Annotated in this window: 20 protein-coding genes; 9 read left to right on the top strand and 11 right to left on the bottom strand. The window is 63.6% G+C overall.

Features of this window, described 5'->3' with window-relative positions:
• The first annotated feature begins 91 nt into the window (after positions 1-91).
• Positions 92-1,402, top strand: a complete 1,311-nt coding sequence (locus AC1D1B_RS14325; RefSeq protein ID WP_477333116.1) for a hemolysin family protein — start codon at positions 92-94, stop codon at positions 1,400-1,402.
• 13 nt (positions 1,403-1,415) lie between these two features.
• Here AC1D1B_RS14325 and AC1D1B_RS14320 read toward each other — a convergent pair whose 3' ends face one another.
• The 4 genes from AC1D1B_RS14320 to AC1D1B_RS14305 form a co-directional block, all read right to left on the bottom strand.
• On the bottom strand, positions 1,416-2,294 hold the full coding sequence (locus AC1D1B_RS14320) for a DMT family transporter (protein WP_477333321.1): 879 nt from the start codon (positions 2,292-2,294) through the stop codon (positions 1,416-1,418).
• A gap of 136 nt (positions 2,295-2,430) precedes the next feature.
• Complete coding sequence (locus tag AC1D1B_RS14315) at positions 2,431-3,993, bottom strand: DHA2 family efflux MFS transporter permease subunit (protein ID WP_477333114.1); 1,563 nt, start codon at positions 3,991-3,993, stop codon at positions 2,431-2,433.
• Positions 3,994-4,000: 7 nt separating this feature from the next.
• The gene (locus AC1D1B_RS14310) at positions 4,001-5,104 is read right to left on the bottom strand and encodes an HlyD family secretion protein (protein ID WP_477333112.1); all 1,104 of its coding nucleotides are present in this window, start codon (positions 5,102-5,104) and stop codon (positions 4,001-4,003) included.
• A complete protein-coding gene (locus AC1D1B_RS14305; RefSeq protein WP_477333110.1) occupies positions 5,101-5,655 on the bottom strand; it encodes a winged helix-turn-helix transcriptional regulator in 555 nt (184 codons plus the stop codon). The genes AC1D1B_RS14310 and AC1D1B_RS14305 overlap by 4 nt, the downstream gene beginning before the upstream one ends.
• Before the next feature lie 311 nt (positions 5,656-5,966).
• Between AC1D1B_RS14305 and AC1D1B_RS14300 the strand changes: the two genes are divergently transcribed.
• Positions 5,967-7,268, top strand: coding sequence for a glucoamylase family protein (locus tag AC1D1B_RS14300; protein WP_477333320.1), 1,302 nt, complete (start codon positions 5,967-5,969; stop codon positions 7,266-7,268).
• A 168-nt stretch (positions 7,269-7,436) separates the two neighbouring features.
• On the opposite strand, the gene AC1D1B_RS14295 is transcribed toward AC1D1B_RS14300, so the two are convergent.
• Positions 7,437-8,042, bottom strand: coding sequence for an NADPH-dependent FMN reductase (locus AC1D1B_RS14295; protein ID WP_477333108.1), 606 nt, complete (start codon positions 8,040-8,042; stop codon positions 7,437-7,439).
• Between the two features lie 89 nt (positions 8,043-8,131).
• Between AC1D1B_RS14295 and AC1D1B_RS14290 the strand changes: the two genes are divergently transcribed.
• Positions 8,132-8,500: a winged helix-turn-helix transcriptional regulator gene (locus AC1D1B_RS14290; RefSeq protein WP_477333106.1), complete on the top strand. Its 369-nt coding sequence runs from the start codon at positions 8,132-8,134 to the stop codon at positions 8,498-8,500.
• Between the two features lie 160 nt (positions 8,501-8,660).
• On the opposite strand, the gene AC1D1B_RS14285 is transcribed toward AC1D1B_RS14290, so the two are convergent.
• The gene (locus AC1D1B_RS14285; RefSeq protein WP_477333104.1) at positions 8,661-8,864 is read right to left on the bottom strand and encodes a hypothetical protein; all 204 of its coding nucleotides are present in this window, start codon (positions 8,862-8,864) and stop codon (positions 8,661-8,663) included.
• Between the two features lie 116 nt (positions 8,865-8,980).
• Positions 8,981-9,376 (bottom strand): acyl-CoA thioesterase, encoded by a 396-nt coding sequence (locus AC1D1B_RS14280; RefSeq protein ID WP_477333102.1) that lies wholly within the window; start codon positions 9,374-9,376, stop codon positions 8,981-8,983.
• 225 nt (positions 9,377-9,601) lie between these two features.
• Here AC1D1B_RS14280 and AC1D1B_RS14275 point away from each other — a divergent pair, with 225 nt between their 5' ends.
• Genes AC1D1B_RS14275 through AC1D1B_RS14265 form a run of 3 tightly spaced genes read left to right on the top strand, consistent with a single transcriptional unit; the run spans position 9,602 to position 13,343 of the window.
• Positions 9,602-11,218, top strand: coding sequence for a GMC family oxidoreductase (locus AC1D1B_RS14275; RefSeq protein ID WP_477333100.1), 1,617 nt, complete (start codon positions 9,602-9,604; stop codon positions 11,216-11,218).
• Positions 11,215-12,429, top strand: a complete 1,215-nt coding sequence (locus tag AC1D1B_RS14270) for a mandelate racemase/muconate lactonizing enzyme family protein (protein WP_477333098.1) — start codon at positions 11,215-11,217, stop codon at positions 12,427-12,429. The genes AC1D1B_RS14275 and AC1D1B_RS14270 overlap by 4 nt, the downstream gene beginning before the upstream one ends.
• Positions 12,426-13,343, top strand: coding sequence for an NAD(P)-dependent oxidoreductase (locus tag AC1D1B_RS14265; protein WP_477333096.1), 918 nt, complete (start codon positions 12,426-12,428; stop codon positions 13,341-13,343). Before AC1D1B_RS14270 ends, AC1D1B_RS14265 begins: the two co-directional genes overlap by 4 nt.
• 71 nt (positions 13,344-13,414) lie before the next feature.
• Here the strand turns inward: AC1D1B_RS14265 and AC1D1B_RS14260 are convergent, their stop codons facing one another.
• A complete protein-coding gene (locus AC1D1B_RS14260; RefSeq protein WP_477333094.1) occupies positions 13,415-14,353 on the bottom strand; it encodes a diacylglycerol/lipid kinase family protein in 939 nt (312 codons plus the stop codon).
• 785 nt (positions 14,354-15,138) lie between these two features.
• Between AC1D1B_RS14260 and AC1D1B_RS14255 the strand changes: the two genes are divergently transcribed.
• Positions 15,139-16,260, top strand: a complete 1,122-nt coding sequence (locus AC1D1B_RS14255) for a hypothetical protein (RefSeq protein ID WP_477333093.1) — start codon at positions 15,139-15,141, stop codon at positions 16,258-16,260.
• A 44-nt stretch (positions 16,261-16,304) separates the two neighbouring features.
• Here the strand turns inward: AC1D1B_RS14255 and AC1D1B_RS14250 are convergent, their stop codons facing one another.
• Positions 16,305-16,976, bottom strand: a complete 672-nt coding sequence (locus AC1D1B_RS14250; RefSeq protein WP_477333091.1) for a hypothetical protein — start codon at positions 16,974-16,976, stop codon at positions 16,305-16,307.
• 250 nt (positions 16,977-17,226) lie between these two features.
• Here AC1D1B_RS14250 and AC1D1B_RS14245 point away from each other — a divergent pair, with 250 nt between their 5' ends.
• The gene (locus AC1D1B_RS14245; protein ID WP_477333089.1) at positions 17,227-17,748 is read left to right on the top strand and encodes a hypothetical protein; all 522 of its coding nucleotides are present in this window, start codon (positions 17,227-17,229) and stop codon (positions 17,746-17,748) included.
• A gap of 102 nt (positions 17,749-17,850) precedes the next feature.
• On the top strand, positions 17,851-18,345 hold the full coding sequence (locus AC1D1B_RS14240; RefSeq protein WP_477333087.1) for a YegJ family protein: 495 nt from the start codon (positions 17,851-17,853) through the stop codon (positions 18,343-18,345).
• Between the two features lie 6 nt (positions 18,346-18,351).
• On the opposite strand, the gene AC1D1B_RS14235 is transcribed toward AC1D1B_RS14240, so the two are convergent.
• Both AC1D1B_RS14235 and AC1D1B_RS14230 read right to left on the bottom strand, forming a co-directional pair.
• Positions 18,352-19,329: a hypothetical protein gene (locus tag AC1D1B_RS14235; protein ID WP_477333085.1), complete on the bottom strand. Its 978-nt coding sequence runs from the start codon at positions 19,327-19,329 to the stop codon at positions 18,352-18,354.
• Between the two features lie 54 nt (positions 19,330-19,383).
• Positions 19,384-20,430 (bottom strand): CapA family protein, encoded by a 1,047-nt coding sequence (locus AC1D1B_RS14230; RefSeq protein WP_477333083.1) that lies wholly within the window; start codon positions 20,428-20,430, stop codon positions 19,384-19,386.
• Positions 20,431-20,457 lie beyond the last annotated feature (27 nt).

The raw sequence follows: 20,457 nt of genomic DNA, 5'->3' as shown, positions 1-20,457 counted from the left end.
CGCGCCGCCCTGTTGCGGGCTGCCACTGTCATTCTCCAAAAATCAACGCGGACTATTTTCCAGCGGCCTGCGGCAATGCTATTGACCGCTGATGCTATACGTCGAAATCGCTACCGTGGTCGTCCTCATCTGTGTGAACGGCCTTCTGTCGATGTCCGAGCTCGCCATCGTTTCGTCGCGCCCGGCACGGCTCAAGGCGATGATCGACCGCGGCGTCAATGGCGCCGGGCGCGCGCTGGCGCTCGGGTCCAACCCCGGCAAATTCCTGTCGTCGGTGCAGATCGGCATCACCTTGGTCGGCGTGCTGTCCGGCGCCTTTTCCGGCGCCACGCTGGGCGACAGGCTGTCGGTGTACCTGGCCTCGACCGGCATCCGCGAGAGCGTGGCCGATCCGCTCGGCGTCGGCATTGTCGTTGCCATCATCACCTATTTCTCGCTGATCGTCGGCGAACTGGTGCCCAAGCAGATCGCGCTGCGCGATCCAGAACGCGTCGCCGCCCGCGCCGCCCCGGCGATGACCATCCTCGCCACCGTCTCGGCGCCACTGGTCTTCCTGCTCGACATTTCCGGCCGCGCCATATTGTGGCTGCTCGGCCAGCGCGGCGAGAGCGAGGAGAAGGTTACCGACGAGGAGATCAAGATGCTGGTCGCAGAGGCCGAGCATCACGGCACCATCGAGTCCGACGAGCGGCGCATGATTGCCGGTGTCATGCGGCTCGGCGACCGCGCCGTGCGCGCGGTGATGACGCCGCGCACAGAGGTCGACTGGATCAATCTGCAGGCGGATGAAAGCGCCATCCGCAAGCTGTTGATGGACACCCAGCATTCGCGCCTGCCGGCGGGCGATGGCGGCGTCGATATCATGGTCGGCGTCGTCCAGACCCGCGACGTGCTGGCGGCGATCCTTGCCGGCCGCGCGCTCGACCCGCGCAAGCATGTGCGCGCCGCCCCCATTGTCTATGACCAGGCCGACGCGCTCGACGTGCTGCAAAAGCTGAAGGATTCCGACGTGCCGATGGCGCTGGTGCATGACGAATACGGCCATTTCGAAGGCATCGTCACCCCCGCCGACATTCTGGAAGCCATTACCGGCGTCTTCCGCGCCGACCTCGACGCCGGCGAGGAAGAAAACGCGGTCAAGCGCGAGGATGGTTCATGGCTGCTCGCCGGCTACATGCAGGCCGACGAAATGGCGGAAGTTCTCGGCATCGACCTGCCGGAGAACCGCGACTACGAAACCGTCGCCGGCTATGTTCTGTCGCACATGCATCATCTGCCGGCGACCGGCGAATGCGTCGACGCGCAGGGCTGGCGCTTCGAGGTCGTCGACCTTGACGGCCGCCGTATCGACAAGCTGATCGCCACCCGCCTGCCGAGCGGCCATCGCGAAGTGGTGCGTTGACAACAGCGCCCGTTTAGACCGCGGCTTCGATCGGTTCGGCAAGTCTGGGATTTGAGCGTGAGGCGATCAGGCAGCTGGCGACGATCAAGGCGGCACCCGCCAACGTCGTCCAGGTCGCCGCCTCGTCGAAGAACAGCCAGCCAAACACGATCGCCCAGATGAAGGCCGAGTATTCCGTCGGGATCAGATATTGCGCTTCGGCCCGCGCATAGGACCAGCTCATCAGGAATTGGCCGGAAAGGGACAGCGCCGTCACGCCGGCCAGGGAAAGCCAGAGATTGCCCGGCAGGGCGACGGCCAGCCAGGGCGCGGCGGGGAGAAGGACGGCGGCAACGCACAGGTTCTGGAACAGCATGATCTCGCCTGGCTTTGCCACCAGCGCCTGCCGCCGCGAGAGGATCAGATTGTAGGCGTAGAACACCGTCGATGCGAGCACAGCCACCGTGCCAAGCAGAGCATCCCCGGTGTAGTTCCCTTGCCCGAACTGTCCGGCCATGATGATGACGACACCGGCGATGCCCGCCAGCGACGCCCAGATCGCCTGACGCTGGATGCGTTCGCCCAAGAGCAGCGCGGCCAGCAGTAGAGCAAACAGCGGCGCGACGAAACTAAGCCCGATCCCATCCGCCAGCGGCAGCCTGGCAAGCCCCCAGAAGAACGACAGCAGGACGATACCGACGACCACGGCGCGCAGCGCATGCAGCCGCACTACGGAAGGCGTGGGAAGCGTCCGCGGCCCCGCCGCCCAGGCCGTGCCCGCGACCACGGTCGCAAGCATGCTGCGCCATAGCACCGTGTTGTAGACGCCGACGGCGATGACCAGGATCTTCATCGCCGCATCCATGGCGGACAGAAGGAAGATCGCAAGTGCGCAGACCAGCACCGGGATCATGGGGGAAACGGCGCCTGCCAGGCTGGGTGACTTCACGGGACATGCTCATGTGATGGATCGCAGCGGCTATATCAGAGCAAAACGGCAGGGCCAGATGGCAGCCCTGTCCATATGGCGGTCCAACGGCGGTCCAGCTTCAGTGTGCGTCGGGCGGCGGCGCTTTTGGTGTGACGTTGCGCAGGAATGGAACCAGCGCGGTGGCAATGACAAACGCCACCATGATGACCAGGAACGCATCGGCGTAGGCCATGGTCGAAGCCTCGCGATAGGCCAGCTGCCAGAGCTGCTTCAGCGCCGCGGCATGACCATCAGCGACAGCACCGGGCAACTGGCCATAGCGCTGCCCGACATTGTCGAGGAGCCGCATCGCCGCTTCGTTTTGCGGCGTCAGATGCGAGGCGATGGTCAGGAAATGGAAGTTGGTGCGGTCATTGAGGATCGCACCGCATATGGCGATGCCGACCGCACCGCCGAGATTGCGCATGGTGTTGAACAGGCCGCTGGCATATTTCAGCCGCTCCGGCGGCAGGCTGCCGAGGCCGAGATTGACGCTCGGCGCCACCGCGAAGACCTGCGGGAAGCCACGAAAGATTTGTGGCAGAAGCAGCTCGGCCGCGCCCCACTGGCTGGTGATGGCGCTAAAGCTCCACATCGACGCACCGAAGGATGCCAGGCCGAACATCATCAGCCAGCGCGTGTCGAAGCGCTTGGCGAGGAAGATGTAGACGGGCACGCCGACCATCGAGGCGACGCCGGTGGAAAACACCGCCACCCCGGTCTGGAAGGCGTCGTAGCCCCTGACATAGCCGAGGAACAGCGGTGTCAGATAAATCGTGGCGAAGATGCCGATGCCGGTGACGAAGGACAGGAAGCAACCAATGGCAAAGTTGCGGTTGCCGAAGGCGCGAAAATCCACCACCGGCTGCGTATAGGTAAGGCTGCGGATGACGAACAGAACGAGCGTAACGCTGGCAACGATGGCGCCGTTGCGGATCGTCGCATCGTCGAACCAGTTCCAGCGCGTGCCTTCCTCCAGCACATACTCGGCCGTGCCGAGGCTGACGGCCATCAGGACCATGCCGACATAGTCGGCGCCCTTCAGCAGCGATGGATCGGCCTTGTCGATCTTGACCAGCAGCGCGACGAGGATGGTGATGATGGTGCCGGGAACGACGTTGACATAGAACAGCCAGTGCCAGTTCAGCGTATCGGTGATCCAGCCGCCGATGACGGGGCCGAGCGTCGGCGCGATCGAAGCGATGCTGCCGACCACCGCCGCCGCATAGACCCGCCTCGGCCCCTGGAAATAGTGGAACGACGAGGTGAACACCGTCGGGATCATCGACGCGCCGAGCAGCCCCTGCAGCGCGCGGAACACGATCATGCTTTCAATGCTCCAGGCGAAGCCGCACAGCATGCTGGCCAGCGTGAAGCCGGCCGCCGAGAAGGTGAAAAGCCAGCGTGTCGAAAACACTCGGGTGAGCCAGCCCGACAGTGGGATGACGATGATCTCCGCCACCAGATAGGAGGTCTGCACCCAGCCGATCTGGTCCTGCGCCGCCGACAGGCCGCCGCCAATATCCTGCAGCGAGGACGCCACGATCTGGATGTCGAGCAGCGCGATGAACATCCCGACGCACATCACCATGAACGGCAGGATGCTGACGAAGAAGGACTGCGGGGCAGCGCGCTCTGACATGGCGTCCTCAGTGCGACGCAGTATCGACCGTGACGACGGTGGAGAGACCTGGCCGCAGCGCGACCTTCTGCGCCTGGTCCTGGTCGATCGTGATCCGGATGGGAACGCGCTGGACGATCTTGGTGAAATTGCCGGTCGCGTTCTGCGGCGGGATCACGCTGAAGATCGCCCCGGTTGCCGGCCCCAGGCTGGTGACGTGGCCCTTGAGCGGCGCGTCGGGCGCGATGTCGGTATAGACCGTGGCAGCCTGCCCGTCGGTCATGTTGCGCAGCTGGTCTTCCTTGAAATTGGCGTCGACCCACAGGCCCGATGCCGGCACGATCGTCAGCAGATAGCTGCCCGGCGAAACATAGGTGCCGACCTGCGCCAGCCTGTTGCCGACGACGCCTTCGATGGGTGAGCGTATCTCAGTGAAGCCGAGATCTAGCTCTGCCGTATCGACATCCGCCTTGGCGGCCGCGACCGCGGCGGTGGCTTCCGCGATCTGGGTGTTGAGCACATCGAGTTGCTGCTTGGCGGCTGCGAGCCCGGCGCGCGAGGCGGCAACGGAAGCCTTGGCCTGACCGTCGGCGGCAAGGCTTCTCTGCGCGTCCTGCTGCGTCCCGGCCCTGGTGCTGGCCAGCACTTCATAGCGCTTGGCATCCTGGGCGGTGAAAGCAGCGGCAGCGCTCTTCGCATCGAGATCGGCCGAGGCCTGCTCGATCACCGAATTCTGCAGCGATATCTGGGCGCGCAGATTGTCGAGCGCCGATTGCTGCTGCTGAACGGAAGCCCGCGCATGCTCCAGCGCTGCCTTGAACGGCCGGTCATCGATGCGGATGATCAGCTGTCCGGCAGCGACATGCTGGTTGTCCTCGACGAGAATCTGATCGATATGGCCGGCGACCCGCGGCGCCAGCGGCGTGACGTTGCCGCCGACATAGGCATCGTCGGTCGACACGAGAAAGCGGCCGGCCTGCCACCAGTCGACGCCATACCATCCGCCGGCACCGATGGCGATCACCGCTGCCAGCGTCAGCCACGGCTTGCGACGCTTTTTGACGAGTGCGGGAATTTGAACAATCGAAGCCTGTGCAGGCTGCAACTCGGCAGTGGTAAGAACCTTGTTCATTGGCGGCGCGCCTCATCGGACCTGTGCTCGATCACTGTGTTCTCCACCAGTGGAAGGCCTGAGCCCGCGCTGCTGAAGCGATACCGCTGCCGCATGCGATCGGTCGCTGTCGGCCCCGTCGCCAGGGCGAAGCCCTCGCTGTCGAGTTCGCTGCCGGTTTGGCGATCAACCAGAACCGGCTCAGCCCAGCGGCCGTCAGCCTTGTCCACCACCACCAGGCTCGGACCCTCTGGCGCCAGGTGCTTGTTGCCCCAGGCAAGCAGCGAGAGGAGAACCGGGCGGAAATCGCGCGCCTTGGCGGTCAGCACATATTCATGGCGAAGCGGGCGCTCGCAGTAGACGCGCTTCTCGAACAGGCCGCGCTCGACCAGGCTGTTCAGCCGTCGCGTCAGGATGTTGGGCGCAATCTCCAGGCTCTTCTGAAACTGGTCGAACCGCGTCAGGCCCTGGAACGCGTCCCTGAGCAAAAGAATGCTCCACCACTCGCCGACAGCGTCGAGGCTGCGCGCGATGGGGCACGGGCGGGTTTCAAAGCTTGTTTTGGCAACCATGGCAGAGGTCTCTTTCAAAATGAAAGTGACTCATAGCCAAGTTAGTTGCATTATGCAAGTCACTCAGGCGTGATCGTGGAAACGGACACCAACGCATGGCGACTGCAGGCCGTAGGCGGCCTACGAAAACGATGTTAGGACGATCCAGGCCCGGCTAGTCGAAGGCCTGGGCCTCGGCATGCTCGCCGAACCGCGCAAGGCTCAAGCAGTGGCGTGAATGGAGGCTGGGGTGCCGGCCCCAGGCTACCCTCACCCATCATTGATCCACCGGAAGAATGGCAAACACCGCCAAAGCCTTTATATCGATAGCCATGGATGCATCGAACGAACACGCGCTGAACGACGAGCTTCTGCAAGACATCCAGCGCCTGTCCTTCGAATATTTTCTGAACGAGGCCAATCCAGCCAACGGCCTGGTTGCCGACCGCAACACGTCGGCGTCGCCTGCCAGCATAGCCGCCGTCGGGCTCGCGCTGTCGTCCTATCCGATCGGTGTCGAGCGCGGTTTCATGACGCGCACCGCCGCAATCGAGCGGACGCTCACCACGCTTCGCTTCTTCTGGAACGCCCCGCACGGGCCGGAACCAGATGCCACCGGCTACAAGGGCTTCTACTATCATTTCCTCGACATGCAGACCGGCCGCCGCGTCTGGAATTGCGAGCTATCCACGGTCGATACCGCACTTCTGCTGGCCGGCGTACTGGCCGCCGGCGCCTATTTCGACGAAGACGATGAACCCGAACTGGAAATCCGCCGGCTCGCCGATGCACTCTACCGCCGCGCCGATTGGCGTTGGGCACAGAATGGCGGCGCCACCGTCACCCATGGCTGGCGGCCTGAAAGAGGCTTCCTGCGCTATCGCTGGGAAGGATTTGACGAGGCGCTGATCCTGTACGTGCTTGGTTTGGGATCGCCGACCCACTCGCTGCCGCCCGAGAGCTACGCGGCCTGGCTGTCCACCTACAAGTGGAAGACAATCTACGGCCGAGAGCTGATCTATGCCGGCCCGCTTTTCATCCACCAGTTCTCGCATATCTGGATCGATTTTCGCGGCATCCGCGATGCGTTCATGCGCGATCGCGACAGCGACTATTTCCAAAACAGCCGCCAGGCAACCTACCTGCAGCGCAACTACGCCATCCGCAATCCGAAGGGGTTCAACGGCTATAGCGAGAATTGCTGGGGCCTCACCGCCAGCGACGGCCCAGGCCCGACCAAGCGCGAAATGAGGCTCGATGGCCGCCGCTTCTTCGGCTACCTCGCGCGCGGCGCGCCTTTCGGCCCGGATGATGGCACGCTGTCGCCATGGGCGGCGATCGCCTCCCTGCCCTTTGCGCCGGAGATCGTGCTGCCGGCGCTGCGCCATTTTCACGAGATGGATCTGCACGTGGGCAACCCTTACGGCTTCGTCGCAAGCTTCAATCCGACGATCGCCGCTGCCGACGGCCGTGCCTGCGGCTGGGTCTCGCCGGACCATGTCGGCATCAATCAGGGGCCGATCGCCCTGATGATCGAGAATTACCGATCGGACTTCCTGTGGCGGCTGATGCGCCGCGTTCCGGCTGTCACCACAGGACTGCGAAGGGCTGGTTTTTCCGGTGGTTGGCTGTGACAGGCGGCGATCATCGCGCATGGTCGTCAGCACACCAGCACGACCTTGCCGGTCGAACGGCGCTCGTCGAAAAGCCGGTGCTTCGCCAGCACGCCCCTTCACGCAAATGAAAAAGGGCGGCGCAAGCGCCGCCCTCATGGGAAGATGCTTTCCCTTGGGAGGATAGGCTTAGGCCGCCTGGGCTTCGCCGGCAATCGCGTCGGCCTGACGCGCTGCCTTGAGCACGCGGGCCCACCAGGCAACGTCGTTGACCAGGGCTGCGGCTGCCTGGTTCAGATGCTCGATCTCCTCAAGCTTCTTCTCGCCCTGGCGCACCGCCAGGAAATCGCCCCAGGCGATGTGGACGGCGGACTTGACCGGAGCCATCTGCAGCTCGACAGCGGAAAGGCGCAGGTGCTCGACCGCACGCGAGCCGCCGACGCTGCCATAACCGACAAAGCCGGCCGGCTTCTTGTTCCACTCATTGGCGGCGTAATCGATGGCGTTCTTCAGCACGGCCGTCGGGCCATGATTGTACTCGGCGGCGGTGAAGATGAAGCCGTCGAATTCGGCGACCTTCTTCTGCCAGCGCTTGGCAACTTCATTCTGCGACGGCGCCCAGGCGGACGAGGCAACCTCATCGAAGAAGGGGAGCGGCCAGTCGCGCAGGTCGACGATCTCGACATCGATGTCGGCATGGGTCTTGGCGATCTTGGCGATCCACTGGGCGGGCACATCGGCGAAACGCGCGGCGCGTGTCGAACCGACGACAATGGCGATTTTGGGCTTGGACATGGGGCTCTCCATATATGTAAAAGCTGGTATCGTTTGGATACCGGCGCTATATGAGATACTGTCAAACCACTGCGCAAGGAGGCACCGTTTTGTTACTGAGGCACCCGCACAACACCGAAGACTGCCGCGCCGTCTCGGAAATCCTGCAGCGCGTCGGCGACAAATGGACCGTCCTGGTCGTCGGCAAGCTCGGCGGCGGACCGCTGCGCTTCAACGAATTGCGCGCGGCCGTCGGCGGCATTTCACAGAAGATGCTGACCACCACTTTGCGCGGTCTGGAGCGCGATGGTTTCGTCACCCGGACCGTGTTCCCGACCATCCCGCCGCGCGTCGATTATGAGCTGACAGAGCTCGGCCATGAGCTGCTGATTCCGGTCGGCGCGCTCGGCGAATGGGCGCGCAGGAACACTGTACGCGTCCAGGCGGCGCGCGAAAAATTCGACGGCGTGCACGCCTGAAACCCTTGCGGTGGAAGGATTTTTCCCTCGAAGACGCACGGTTCAGGTTCAACTGAGCCGCCTTGCATCATCGGTCATGCCGTCACGGTCGAGCTGCCGTGTCTCGTTCGCCGGCGCATCATCATTTTGAGGCTGTTAAGCGTCTTCCGCTGAGAGGCCTTCAGGCCTTTGACGCAGGGTTGCTGCAACACATCGTGCCGCAGGTCTCGGCCCTTGCGGTCCGCTGGTCGCCAACTGTCCGGTCGTGCGTGCAGGCGACGCTCGGAAGCTCTTTCCTGATCTCGGTATAGGCGGTGGTGCCAAGCAGGCAGATCACCGCGACAAGGGCCGCCACGAGCCAGCCGTTCAGCATATGTTGACGCATTGTCTTCCCTCCGCCATCCGCAGAATCGGAGAGGAAGGCAACCATTGGATGTCGCGCAGCGCATCGCCCGCGCGGGGGATGTTACATAAGCGCAAGCTTGGCAGAATCGACTTGCGTCAGCTTTCCGCCGGAATCGGCTTCGGCTTGCTGTCGCCATCCAGCGCCACCATGACGAAATCGGCATGGGTGACCTTCTCCATTAGATCGGAGAGGTAGCGCTGCGCCCAGGCTTCGACCTTGAGCGTCATCGAGGTGCGACCGACGCGCTCGACATGGGTGTAGATGCACAGCGTGTCGCCGATCTTCATCGCCTTGGCGAAGGACATCTCCTTGACCGCCGCCGTCACCACGCGGCCCTTGGCGCGCTCGGCGGCGCGGATGCCGCAGGCAAGATCCATCTGCGCCATCACCCAGCCGCCAAAAATGTCGCCGGCCGCGTTGGCATCGGCCGGCATGGCGAGCGTGCGCAGCGTCAGATCGCCAATCGGCCGTCCGTCCGCGTAGTGCACCATGCTGTTGTCCCCTCAAGATCGATTACCCTCGATCCCGTAGCGTCACGGCGCCGACAGGTCAACGCGACGTGCGAGGCTGGCGGCGCAATGTCGTTTCCTTGGTGACATTTCAGAACCATGCGCCTCCCAGTCGCTTTTTTCACAACGCATGCCGGAAGGCGCGGCGACGCGGCGAGCCTGCCGCGTCTAGGCTGCGGCCAGTTTTCCGGAGCCGTCCAAATTCACATGCAGACCTATGACTTCATCATCGTCGGCTCCGGCTCGGCCGGCTCGGTTCTGGCCGACAAGCTGTCGGCTTCCGGCCGTTACTCCGTGCTGGTGCTGGAAGCCGGTGGCACCGACCGCCGCTTTTACGTGCAGATGCCGCTCGGCTACGGCAAGACCTTCTTCGATCCGGCGGTCAACTGGAACTACAAGCCCGAGCCGGATCCCGGTCTTGGCGGCAATGTCGACCACTGGCCGCGCGGCAAGCTGCTCGGCGGCTCGAGCTCGATCAACGCCATGGTCTGGATAAGAGGTGCGCGCGAGGATTTTGACGACTGGCGCGATGCCGGCAATCCCGGCTGGGGCTATGACGATCTGCTGCCGGGCTTCAAAGCGCTCGAGGACAATGAGGCCGGCGCCGATGCATGGCGTGGCACCGGCGGGCCGCTGCACATCACCGACACGACGAACGCCGTCCATCCGCTGACCAAGCGCTATCTCGCCGCCGGCCAGCAGGCCGGCCTGCCGCTCAACCCCGATTTCAATGGCGCTGCCCAGGAGGGTGTCGGCGTCTATCAGATCTCGACCAAAAATGGCCGCCGCATGTCGGCGGCGCGCGCGTTCCTGCGCCCGGCGATGAAGCGCAGCAATGTCCGCGTCGAAACGAATGCGCTGGCGAGCAAAATTCTGTTCGAAGGCAAGCGCGCCGTCGGCATCGAATATTTGCAGAACGGCGAGACGAAGACGGCGCGCGCCGGCCGCGAGGTCATCCTGTCCGCCGGTTCGATCAACTCGCCGCAGCTGCTGCAGCTTTCCGGCGTCGGCCCCTCGGCGCTGCTCGAGGAGCTCGGTATCCCGCTCGTCCACGCCAACGATAATGTCGGCGCGCATCTGCAGGACCATGTCGGCATCAACTACACCTTCAAGGGCAAGGTGCCGACGCTGAACCAGATCCTGCGCCCGTGGTGGGGCAAGCTCTTGGTCGGCATGCAATACATCCTGACCCGCTCCGGCCCGCTGTCGCTGTCGATGAACCATGGCGGCGGTTTCTTCCGCACCGACCCGGCGTTTTCGCGCCCCAACATGCAGCTCTATTTCCAGGCCTTCTCGACGGTCATCCCAAAAAGCGGCGAACGGCCGATCCTGACGCCGGACCCCTGGCCGGGCTTCTCCATCGGCCTGTCCAACTGCCGCCCGTCGAGCCGCGGCGAGATCATGATCCGCTCCAGCAATCCGCTGGACTATCCCAAGATCGTCGCCAACGCCTATTCCACCAACGCCGATGTCGACGAGATGCTGGCGGCGGTGAAGTTCGTGCGCAAGATCGCCTCGATGCCTGCGATGGCCGAGATCATCGCCGAAGAAGTCCTGCCCGGCCCATCGATCCAATCGGATGCCGACCTGATCACGGATTTCAGGAAACGCTCGGGCACCGTCTATCATCCGGTCTCGACCTGCCGCATGGGCCCCGATGCCGGGTCCGCTGTCGTCGATCCACGCCTCAAAGTGCACGGGCTCGAAGGTCTGCGCGTCATCGACGCCTCGATCTTTCCCGCCAACATCACCGGCAATACCAACGCCGCCTCCATCATGACCGGATGGAAGGGCGCCGAACTGGTTCTGGAGGACCAAAAATGAAGATCACCGACGTCAAGACCTGGGTTGTCGGCAATCCGCCACCCGGCATCGGCGGCAAGTATTTCATCTTCGTCAAGCTGACCACGGATGGCGGCGTCGTCGGCTATGGCGAAGCCTACAACGCCACCTTCTCGGCGCACATCACGGCAAAGCTCGTCGAGGACATGGCCGAGCGCTACCTGATCGGCCACGATCCGCACGACATCGAGAACTTCTTCCGCCGCGCCTATTCCTCCGGCTTCACCCAGCGCCCCGATGTGACCGGCATGGGCTGTTTCTCGGCGCTGGAAATGGCCTGCTGGGACATTGTCGGCAAGGAAGCCAACAAGCCGGTCTACAAACTGCTTGGCGGCCAGGTGCACGAGACGCTGCGCTCCTATACCTACCTCTATCCGCACACCGGCAGCGTCCATTCCGAAGACGCGCCCGACGGCAGGAACGTCTACAACGATCCCGAAATGGCGGCGGCCTGCGCCCTCGAATATGTCGAGCAGGGTTTTAACGCCGTGAAGCTCGACCCGGCCGGACCCTATACTGCTTTCGACGGCCACCAGCCGCGCCTCATCGACATCGACGTCTCCACCCGCATGATCAAGGCGATCCGCGAGGCGGTCGGCACCCGCGCCGATATTCTGTTCGGCACGCATGGACAGTTCACCGCGTCGGGCGCGCTGCGCATGGCGCGCGCCATCGAGCCCTATGATCCGCTGTGGTTCGAGGAGCCGGTGCCGCCGGACATGCCGGAAGTAATGGCGCAGGTCGCCCGCGGCACCTCGATCCCGATCGCCACCGGCGAGCGGCTGACGACCAAGTTCGAATTTGCCCGGGTCATCGAGAACCGCGCCGCCACCATCCTGCAACCGGATCTCGGCCGCTCCGGCGGCATTCTCGAAACCAAGAAGATCGCGGCGATGGCCGAGGCCTACCACATCCAGGTCGCGCCGCACTGCTATTGCGGGCCGATCGTCGGTGCGGCCAACATCCAGCTGGCGGTGACGCTGCCCAATTTCCTCATCCTGGAGTCGCTGAAGCAGTGGGACGGTTTCCACGCCACGCTGCTCAAAAAGAAGATCGAGTGGCAGGACGGCAATATCATCCCCTCGAAAGAGCCCGGCCTCGGCGTCGAGCTCAACGAAGCCGTGTGTGACGCGCATCCGTACACCGGCAAGGATTTGCATTTGCAGATGATGCAGACGCCGCTGATGCCGTGAGCGAGCGCTACGCCTTCATCGGCCTCGGCCATCTCGGCGGCAACCTTGCCGCCAGCCTTCTGCGCAACGGTTTTGCCGTCACCGTCTTCGACCGTGACCCCACGGCCGTCGAGCGCCTCGTGGCGCTCGGCGCCACCGCCGCGAGCAGTCCTGCCGAAGCGGCTGCGCGGTCCGGCAACGCCATCACGTGCCTGCCCTCGCCAAAGGTCAGCGAGGCGGTACTGGCCGGCCCCGGCGGATTGCTCGAGGGCCTGCCCAAGGGCGGCACCTGGATCGAGATGTCGACCAATGGCCGCGACGAGATTCTGCGCCTCGCCGCCCTCGCCTCGGCGAGGGGCATAGACACGCTGGAGTGCCCGGTCACCGGTGGCGTGCACCTGGCGGCGGTCGGCAAAATCACCGCGCTGGTCGGCGGTAACGCCGCGCTCTACGAGCGGCACCGCCCGGCCATCGAGGCGATGTGCGCAAAATCGTTTCTGATGGGACCGGTCGGTTCGGCGGCGGTGATCAAGGTGATCACCAACATGTTGGCCTTCATCCATCTCGTCGCCGCCGGCGAGGCACTGATGCTGGCCAAACAAGGCGGGCTGGATCTGGCCCAAGCCTACCACGCCATCGTGGCCTCTTCGGGCAACAGCTTCGTCCACGAGACCGAAAGCCAGCTCATTCTCAACGGTTCCTACGACATCGGCTTCACCATGGACCTAGCGTTGAAGGATCTCGGCTTCGCGCTCGCCATGGCCGAACAATCCGGCGTGCCGCTCAATCTCGCCACGCGGGTGAACGCGATTTTCGCACAGGGCAAAGCGGCCTATGGCGGCGACGCCTGGTCGACCCAGATCGTCAAATTGCTCGAGGAAGCCGTCGGCACCGACCTGCGCGCACCCGGTTTCCCGGCCAAACTGGAGACCTAGCCGGCAAGTATTTAGCCAATGTCTTCAGCGACTTGGTCCGACCTTCAGAATCAGTGCCTAAGGCACTTGATTCAATATCTCAGCGTCAGCGCGCCCGGCAGAATCTCGAAGGTCGCGGGAATACGCCCCGGCGACTCGCCGTCTATGTCGACCAGCGCGCCGTTCTTCTCGGCATCGCCGAGCGGTTCGACAACCACTTTCCTGCCGCGCAATATGGTGATCGCCGGATGATTGCGATGCCGTCCGCCATAGAGCAGGCGGATGTCCCAGATCAGCTTGAGCTTGCCGGCCGCGCGCAGGATGACGATGTCGAACTGGCCGTCGGCGAGCTCGGCATCCGGCGCGATCATCATGCCGCCGCCGAAGAATCTCCCGTTGGCCACCGCCACCAGCGCCATACGCGCCTCGACCGGCGTGCCGTCGTCGACGGTGATCCTGACGTCCTGGAAGCGGTAGCGGATAAACTCGACCACGGTGCGCCACAGGAACAGCGCCTTGGCCGATATCTTGCCCTTGCGCTTGTCGGCATTGACGGCGCGGTCGGTAGCGCCGGATAGGCCGAGGCTGGCGATGTTGATGAAGTGGCGGCTGGCCAGCGCACCATGATCATCGATGTAGCAGATGCGCCCGGCATCGACCTTGCGCGCCTTCGCCCCGGCGATCCGCTTCAGCACCGCGTCCACCTCTTTCGGCAGGCCGAGCCCGCGGGCAAAGTCGATGCCGGTGCCGCAAGGCAGCAAGCCAAGCTCGGTTGTCCGGCCACTCTCGTCGAATGCCTGCAGCAAACCGTCCGCCACCTCGCTGGCGGTGCCGTCGCCGCCGGCCGCGATCACCAGATCGAAACCGCTTGCCGCGAGGTCGAGCGCCAGCCTTTCGGCGTCGCCCTCGGCCTGCGTCTCGCGCAGCTCGAAATCGCCGAAATGCGTTTTCAGCGATGCGGCGACCTCCGGCCAATGCCGTTTCAGCCGGCCGCCACCGGCAATCGGATTGAGCACCACCCCGACTTTCAACGACGCCTCCCCAAAAGGACGGCGGGACGTGGTGGCCGCAAAGTCCTTTGCCGGCATTGAAACCCGTGGCGACCGCCGGAGCAAGGGGCGCAGCCGATTGAAGTGTCAAAAAGCGGGAAGGCTGTCTAAAGCAGCAGTCGCAAGAATTCAGAGGTTCGCGGCAAACGATCCCCGATAATCCCGTTATCCACAGGCTCGCGCCCATTCCCCAAAACCCTTACCCGGCGTAAGTTTAACCCATCTCAGGCGGCTACCGATCGCCACGCCGAAAGGCAAAGCGAAAAGGCGGATTTCCTGAGGCCCGTACGGCCCGAAGCGAGAGCAGGCTTGCCTGTTCGAGGGACGGATGCCGAGACCTACGGGGCCGCGGAAAGCGTGCGAACGCCAACGGCGGACCGATGCTGCCATGAAGGACGGCAAAAACCTTCGATGGCGCGCTGAGCGAAGCTCGCAAGGGTGGAGAACGGCGTGGTCTGGAACGGGCACTGCCCTCGGGTGGTGACTGGCAGGACCGTCAAAATCAAGGCCGGCATGGCGCGACGACTTTACGGAAGTTGCTGCCGCGACCGTGTCCTGATCTGACAGGGAGGCGCTGGGAGAAATCCCGGCGCCGACTGTCTTTTGGGCCTCCGCCACACACCTTTCCAGCCGGGGCTGCAACCCTCGGTAAAATCGGCTACCGTCCAGTGTCGTTTGAAGGGGGATACTTCATGACGCTGATCCGGAAGCCGGCCGCCACCCGCATTCCGCACCGACGCTGCTGTCCTGCCTCGGCCTGACCGGCCATGCTCCTGCTCCGCTGGCTGAAGCGCATCGTCAGGACCATCCTTTGGCTGGTCGTCATTGCAGTGCTGGTCCCGATCGCCGGCCTCGCCTACGGCTTCTTGACCACATCGTCGCCGAAACCGCTTGCCGGTGTTGCCGGCGGCGCTCCGCCCAAGGCGCTGGCCGACAAGGTCCGCGCCGAGATTGCGGGCTACCAGCGGCCGGGAACATCGACCTTCCTTGCCTACCCCGAATGGGCGACCGTCCTTGCCGCTCGAGACTATGCCGGCTTCGTCGCCAAGGATCAGCCCAGCGGCTTCCCCTACTGGTCCTACATCGGCCAGTTTTGGCAGGACTATACCACGATCCTGCGCGCCAGTTCCGCCGAGAAATTCAACTATGACGACCAGCTGATGCCGCTCATCACCGGCACCGGCTACACGCTCGGCTACGCGCTGCAGTGGGCCTATGAGAACACGGTCGGCCGCATCACCGAGGCCACCGCTGGCAAGCGTACCGCCACCGACATCTACCAGGCCAAAGCGGCGGCCGACTATGCCGGCTTTCTCGGTCAGTCATCATGGTACCAATTCCCTTACGCCGAAAAGCGCGCCGGCCTGTTTGCCGTGCAGCCCTCACCCGGCGATGGGGCGGTGCGCAGCGGCGAGCGCAAGCTCGCCTTCGGCTTCGCCGACACGGTCAAGCAGGGCTCCGCCTATGTGATCGGCGCACTCGGCACGCCCTCCGACCCGGCCTCGCTCGACATCCATGTCTGGGCCAAGGGGCCGGTCGGCGAAGCGACGCGTGAAGAAGCCGACACTTTGCTGGAGCGCGATTTCGGCACCGACGGCACCATCTTCATCACCAGGCGCGGTCAGCCGTTCACCGACATGATCCCCCGGCTGATCGACAGAGGCGTGTCCTTTGTCGAGATCGGCGGCAATGACCAGATCATGATCACCATGCTGTCAGCGGCCGAGCTTGCGCCGCCCGAGGGCGCCCGCGCGCTGTTCAGCCAGCCGATCCCGGTCGATCCGGCCACCCACCGCACCGGACTGATCGTCGCCGTGCGCAAGCTGCACCTTGTGCTGCCGGCGCTGCTGATGGCCGGCGCCAGGCTGGAACATGTCTACGACTATTGAAGCCGCGACTGCCGTACCGCGACGAGGCGGGCCTCCACGCCGGCCTATTTCTTTGGCCCGATGCCCGGGATCAATTTGAGGGCAGCGTTGATATATTCCGGCCGTATGGCGCCGCTGATGATCGTGAAGGTCGCCAGCATGATGCTGGCCAGCGCCCCGTCATGCCATGGTCTGAAGGCCAGCGCGTCGACGGCATAAGCCCAGAACGGGAAAGCGAGCATCGACATGACGATGTTGGCGCCGGGAGCCTCCGCATTGTCGGCAGCATCGCTCACCGATTTCAGGTACACCGGCGTCATTGCCAGCGCGATGATCAACATAATCCATGAAATGGTCCAGATGCTGAAGCCGGCCATTTCGACGCCATCGATGGCGGCTCGCACCGCGCCGGGAACGTCGGTGGATTTGTCGTCCAGCGCCTTCGCCAATGCTTTGGCGACCGGCTCCTCGGCCGCGTTGTCGAGGATGGAGTTGACGAAGATGAAGAATGCCACGACTTCAGCGGGCACATATTTTGCCACCCGGTCGAGATAGCCGTCACCCTCTTTCGGGTTTGTCTGGCCTTGACCGTTTTGCCCGCCTTCGTCGTCTTCGAGCGGAGCACCGCCTTGAATGCCCTCAAGCGTCGGGTTCCTTCTCGAAACCGCCACGCCAGGCTCAGCGGACCGGACAATTCTTCCCATGACAAACCCTTCTGAAATTGTTGTATCGCCCATCAGTATCGTAGTAGAAAACCGCGCCAAGAAACAGTTGTCATTGCCATAGCCGACAATATTTATTTTGAGATTCTTTCAGCAAATGCACATTGCCGCCACCCCATCTGCTCCCGGGCGTTTCGAAATCCACCTATAGTGTGCTGGTCTCGAAAACGTATCGCCTGGCTCATTGTGCGACCGTGGCCAAAATCCCGCCTTGTTCGCACGCGATGGAAGGGTGGTTGCCGGGGGGCAATCCGAGGACAAGACCGTGATCAAGACCGCCCTTGTCGCCATGACCATCGTCGGCTGCGACTGCGACGCCAAGCTTTGCGAATATATCGGCGAGACGCCGGCGAAGTGGACGACCATCGCCGACTGCGAAGCGGCGATGAAAAGCCAGATGCTGCACCAGAAGAACTTCGATTATCCGCTGGTCTCCGGCATCTGCCGCACCAAGGGTTCGGCGTCCTCTTCGCAGCTGGCAGCGACCGCATCCCGCCCGGAACTGAAGCCGGCCAGCCGGAGCGTTCAATCTGAAAGCCCATTGCCGCCGGAACTGAGCCATCGTCCGAGCGTTCCCGTCGGCTCGCCGACAACGGCCATGGAAGCAGCAGCAGCCCGGCCCGTCGCCTACGAGCAAGTGGTCGATGGCGGAACCGGCATGCTCTACCGCACCAAGAACGGCTATGCCGTGGTCAAGACCGACCTCGGCCGTGCCGCATCGGCAACGGTCGGCATAGCCAAGCGGTCGGCGAACTGGCTGGCAGGGCTGGTGCCGAGCGGGTTGTGAGCGGCGCGCCGTTCGGGCCAATACCACAGTGTCGCACTGCCGTTGAAAACTCCAGATAGATGCATGATGGTGTCAGGCATCAGAACGAAGGAGCGCCATTTCATGAAGCATGCCGTTCGCACCATGCTGTCCCTGATGCTGGCCCTGGCGCCGATGCCGGGCTGGGCGCAAGGAACCGGCCAGGGCGACGACAAGGTCGTCAACGTCGCCAGGGACGATCCGGATATGACGGCCGCCATTGCGCAGGCGCGTGCCAGCCTCGATGAATTCCTGTCCTTGTCGGAAGCGCCACCAGCCGGAACCACCGACTACAAATTGAAGGTCGAGGTCAAGGACGGAGACACTTCGGAGCATTTCTGGATCATCCCCTTCCACAAGACAGCAACCGGCTTTGTGGGAACATTGGCGAACGAGCCGCAGGCAGTGCACAACGTGACTGCCGGCCAGGAACTCGAATTCACCCGGGACGATATTTCCGACTGGGGCTACACCAGGAACGGCCGCCAGGTCGGCAGCTTCACCGTCTGCGTTCTCTTTAAGACGATATCGAAGGAAGAAGCCGACTATTATCGCCAGAATTACGGTTTCGACTGCTGATGCGCGTCAGCCTGGCTGAACCTTGCCATCCGTCGCGCCGATCTTGCGCACCAGCGCCGCCGTCGCCAGGATCGCGCCCATATCGGCGATCATTGGCGCAATATGGCTGGTGTAGTCGAGGGGCACGGAAATGGCGGGCAATTCGAAAAAGTTCTTCGGCTGCGGCAAAAGCAGGAAACCGTCGCTGCCGTTGAGCGCCACCCGCGCCGGATCATCGCGCCAAGTCTCATTCAGCCATTTCAGCGCCTGCGCCAGCCGGCCGCTCACCAGCGGTTGGGCGGCGGCGACATTGTCGGTACGGAATTCATAGTCGCCATCGAGCAGCGGATCACCGCTCGACAGCTCCTGCATCTTGCCGGCGAAGATGCCACGGAAGAAACCGACGACCGCATTGCTGCGCCGCGTCGCCACCAATGTGCCGGGAAATGGCGTGATCGTCTCGAAGGCGACGATGACGCCCTTGAAGACCGTCGACGAGCCTTTGCCCGTGCCCTGGCGCAACTCCGCCTCGTAAAGCTCGAACGGAAACTCCTCGTAGCGGCCTGACACGATGTCATCGAAGCTCTGCCGGTTGAAGGCGCCGACCACCGCGCGCGGCAGCCGGTCGAAGGAATTCGGCGTCACGCTGTGCTGATAGCGCACATCCCTGATGAAGCCGAAGATGATCGGCAGCAGCGTGTCGCGGAACGATTGTTGCAGCCGCGCCGCCGGCTTCATCGCCAGGAAATAGAGCAGCAGCGCCGCGAAGAAACCGCCGACATAGAGGAACACATGCGGCGTCGAGAACCACTGCTCGTTCAAGTCGGCGACCTTGTTGAACAGCCAGGCCACCAGCACCACAAAAACCAGCAGCAGCCCCAAAAACACCGGCACCCGCCAGCGCACCTGGCGGTAGGCCGAGGCACGTCCGGCCTCATAGGCTTCGATGTTTTTTCTGATGCCGGCGACCACCGTTTCATCAGGCATGAAATCCGCTGTTTCCATCGCCCCCTCGCAAGCCTGAACTCGCCCATGATAGCCGCTTTTACCGGAAAGTCGTCAATCGCCGAAGATAGCCTTCAGCCGGGTCTCGACCTTGCCCTTCATCCGGCCTGCCAGCGCCTCGACCGGCATCAACCGTTCATGCCCGCTGGCGCGCAGCCGCATGAAGGGATGTATCCGGTAGCCGGCAATGGCGCCGCGCTTGCCGAGATCGGCGCTGACATCGACGACGAAAATGCCGCCGATGCGGCCGGGCCATGGCTGGCGCGCCAGCGCCGTGCCGAGGAAGTCGCCGAGCCCATAGGCGACAAGCGTCTTGCCGACCCACTGCACCGGCTGCAGAACATGGGCATGGTGTCCGGCGATCAGCCCGACGCCATGCGCGGCAAGCAACCTCGCCAGCGCGTGCGTCTGCGGCTGCGGAAAATGCCGGAACTCCCAGTCCCAGTGCGGAATGGCGCAGGTGAGATCGATGTTCCTGTCGGCCGCGCCTTTTGGCCATGCCGCCGGATCGCTTTGCATCGACACAAGCTCGGTGAATGGCCCGGCGTCGCCATTGCGCCACAGTGTGAAGGCGGCAAAGCCGATCGTCAGTGGCCCGGCTTTGACCTGCTCGACCGGTCCCCTTTTTGCGGAGCCGATGGTGCGGATGCCGAGCCGTTTCAGCGCCGCAATCGTCTCTTCAAAACCGGCAATACCCTGGTCGAGCACATGGTTGTTGGCCAATGACAGCACCAGTTTTTCGCGCGCGATACCGACGGCGGTAAGTGCCTCGGCAAGAAACCGCTCGCTCATCGCATGGTGCGTGCCGAGCCGCGTGCCGAGTGCCACGCTCGGCCGCTCCACGACCGGACTTTCGCAATTGCCGATCACCAGATCGGCCGATCCCAAGAGCTTTGCGATCATTGGATCGCACTCCGGCGGGCTGCGGTTGGCCACCGCCGAAATGTCGCCGACGAAAGCCAGCCGCACCTTCCGCGCCGGCGGCGAATCGATGATGGTTGTGGCCGCAATCGGTGCAAAGTCCCTGACATCGCCACCGAGCGACGGCTTCAGGAAGCGCGGCAACCATGACAGTTTGTAGGAAAGCGGATAGTTCGACACGCGACGCCCAATCGTTTGCCTTGTGTA

This window comes from Mesorhizobium sp. P2_C5_2 (assembly GCF_056404535.1).
Note: the sequence above shows the minus strand (reverse complement) of the source record. Positions and strands in the feature narration are given on the sequence as shown.

Excerpts from the sequence above, each read along its gene's own strand:
- AC1D1B_RS14325 (WP_477333116.1), top strand. The coding sequence starts at position 92 with ATGCTATACGTCGAAATCGCTACCGTGGTCGTCCTCATCTGTGTGAAC.
- AC1D1B_RS14320 (WP_477333321.1), bottom strand. The coding sequence starts at position 2,294 with ATGATCCCGGTGCTGGTCTGCGCACTTGCGATCTTCCTTCTGTCCGCC.
- AC1D1B_RS14315 (WP_477333114.1), bottom strand. The coding sequence starts at position 3,993 with ATGTCAGAGCGCGCTGCCCCGCAGTCCTTCTTCGTCAGCATCCTGCCG.
- AC1D1B_RS14310 (WP_477333112.1), bottom strand. The coding sequence starts at position 5,104 with ATGAACAAGGTTCTTACCACTGCCGAGTTGCAGCCTGCACAGGCTTCG.
- AC1D1B_RS14305 (WP_477333110.1), bottom strand. The coding sequence starts at position 5,655 with ATGGTTGCCAAAACAAGCTTTGAAACCCGCCCGTGCCCCATCGCGCGC.
- AC1D1B_RS14300 (WP_477333320.1), top strand. The coding sequence starts at position 5,967 with ATGGATGCATCGAACGAACACGCGCTGAACGACGAGCTTCTGCAAGAC.
- AC1D1B_RS14295 (WP_477333108.1), bottom strand. The coding sequence starts at position 8,042 with ATGTCCAAGCCCAAAATCGCCATTGTCGTCGGTTCGACACGCGCCGCG.
- AC1D1B_RS14285 (WP_477333104.1), bottom strand. The coding sequence starts at position 8,864 with ATGCGTCAACATATGCTGAACGGCTGGCTCGTGGCGGCCCTTGTCGCG.
- AC1D1B_RS14280 (WP_477333102.1), bottom strand. The coding sequence starts at position 9,376 with ATGGTGCACTACGCGGACGGACGGCCGATTGGCGATCTGACGCTGCGC.
- AC1D1B_RS14275 (WP_477333100.1), top strand. The coding sequence starts at position 9,602 with ATGCAGACCTATGACTTCATCATCGTCGGCTCCGGCTCGGCCGGCTCG.
- AC1D1B_RS14270 (WP_477333098.1), top strand. The coding sequence starts at position 11,215 with ATGAAGATCACCGACGTCAAGACCTGGGTTGTCGGCAATCCGCCACCC.
- AC1D1B_RS14255 (WP_477333093.1), top strand. The coding sequence starts at position 15,139 with ATGCTCCTGCTCCGCTGGCTGAAGCGCATCGTCAGGACCATCCTTTGG.
- AC1D1B_RS14250 (WP_477333091.1), bottom strand. The coding sequence starts at position 16,976 with ATGGGCGATACAACAATTTCAGAAGGGTTTGTCATGGGAAGAATTGTC.
- AC1D1B_RS14240 (WP_477333087.1), top strand. The coding sequence starts at position 17,851 with ATGAAGCATGCCGTTCGCACCATGCTGTCCCTGATGCTGGCCCTGGCG.
- AC1D1B_RS14235 (WP_477333085.1), bottom strand. The coding sequence starts at position 19,329 with ATGGAAACAGCGGATTTCATGCCTGATGAAACGGTGGTCGCCGGCATC.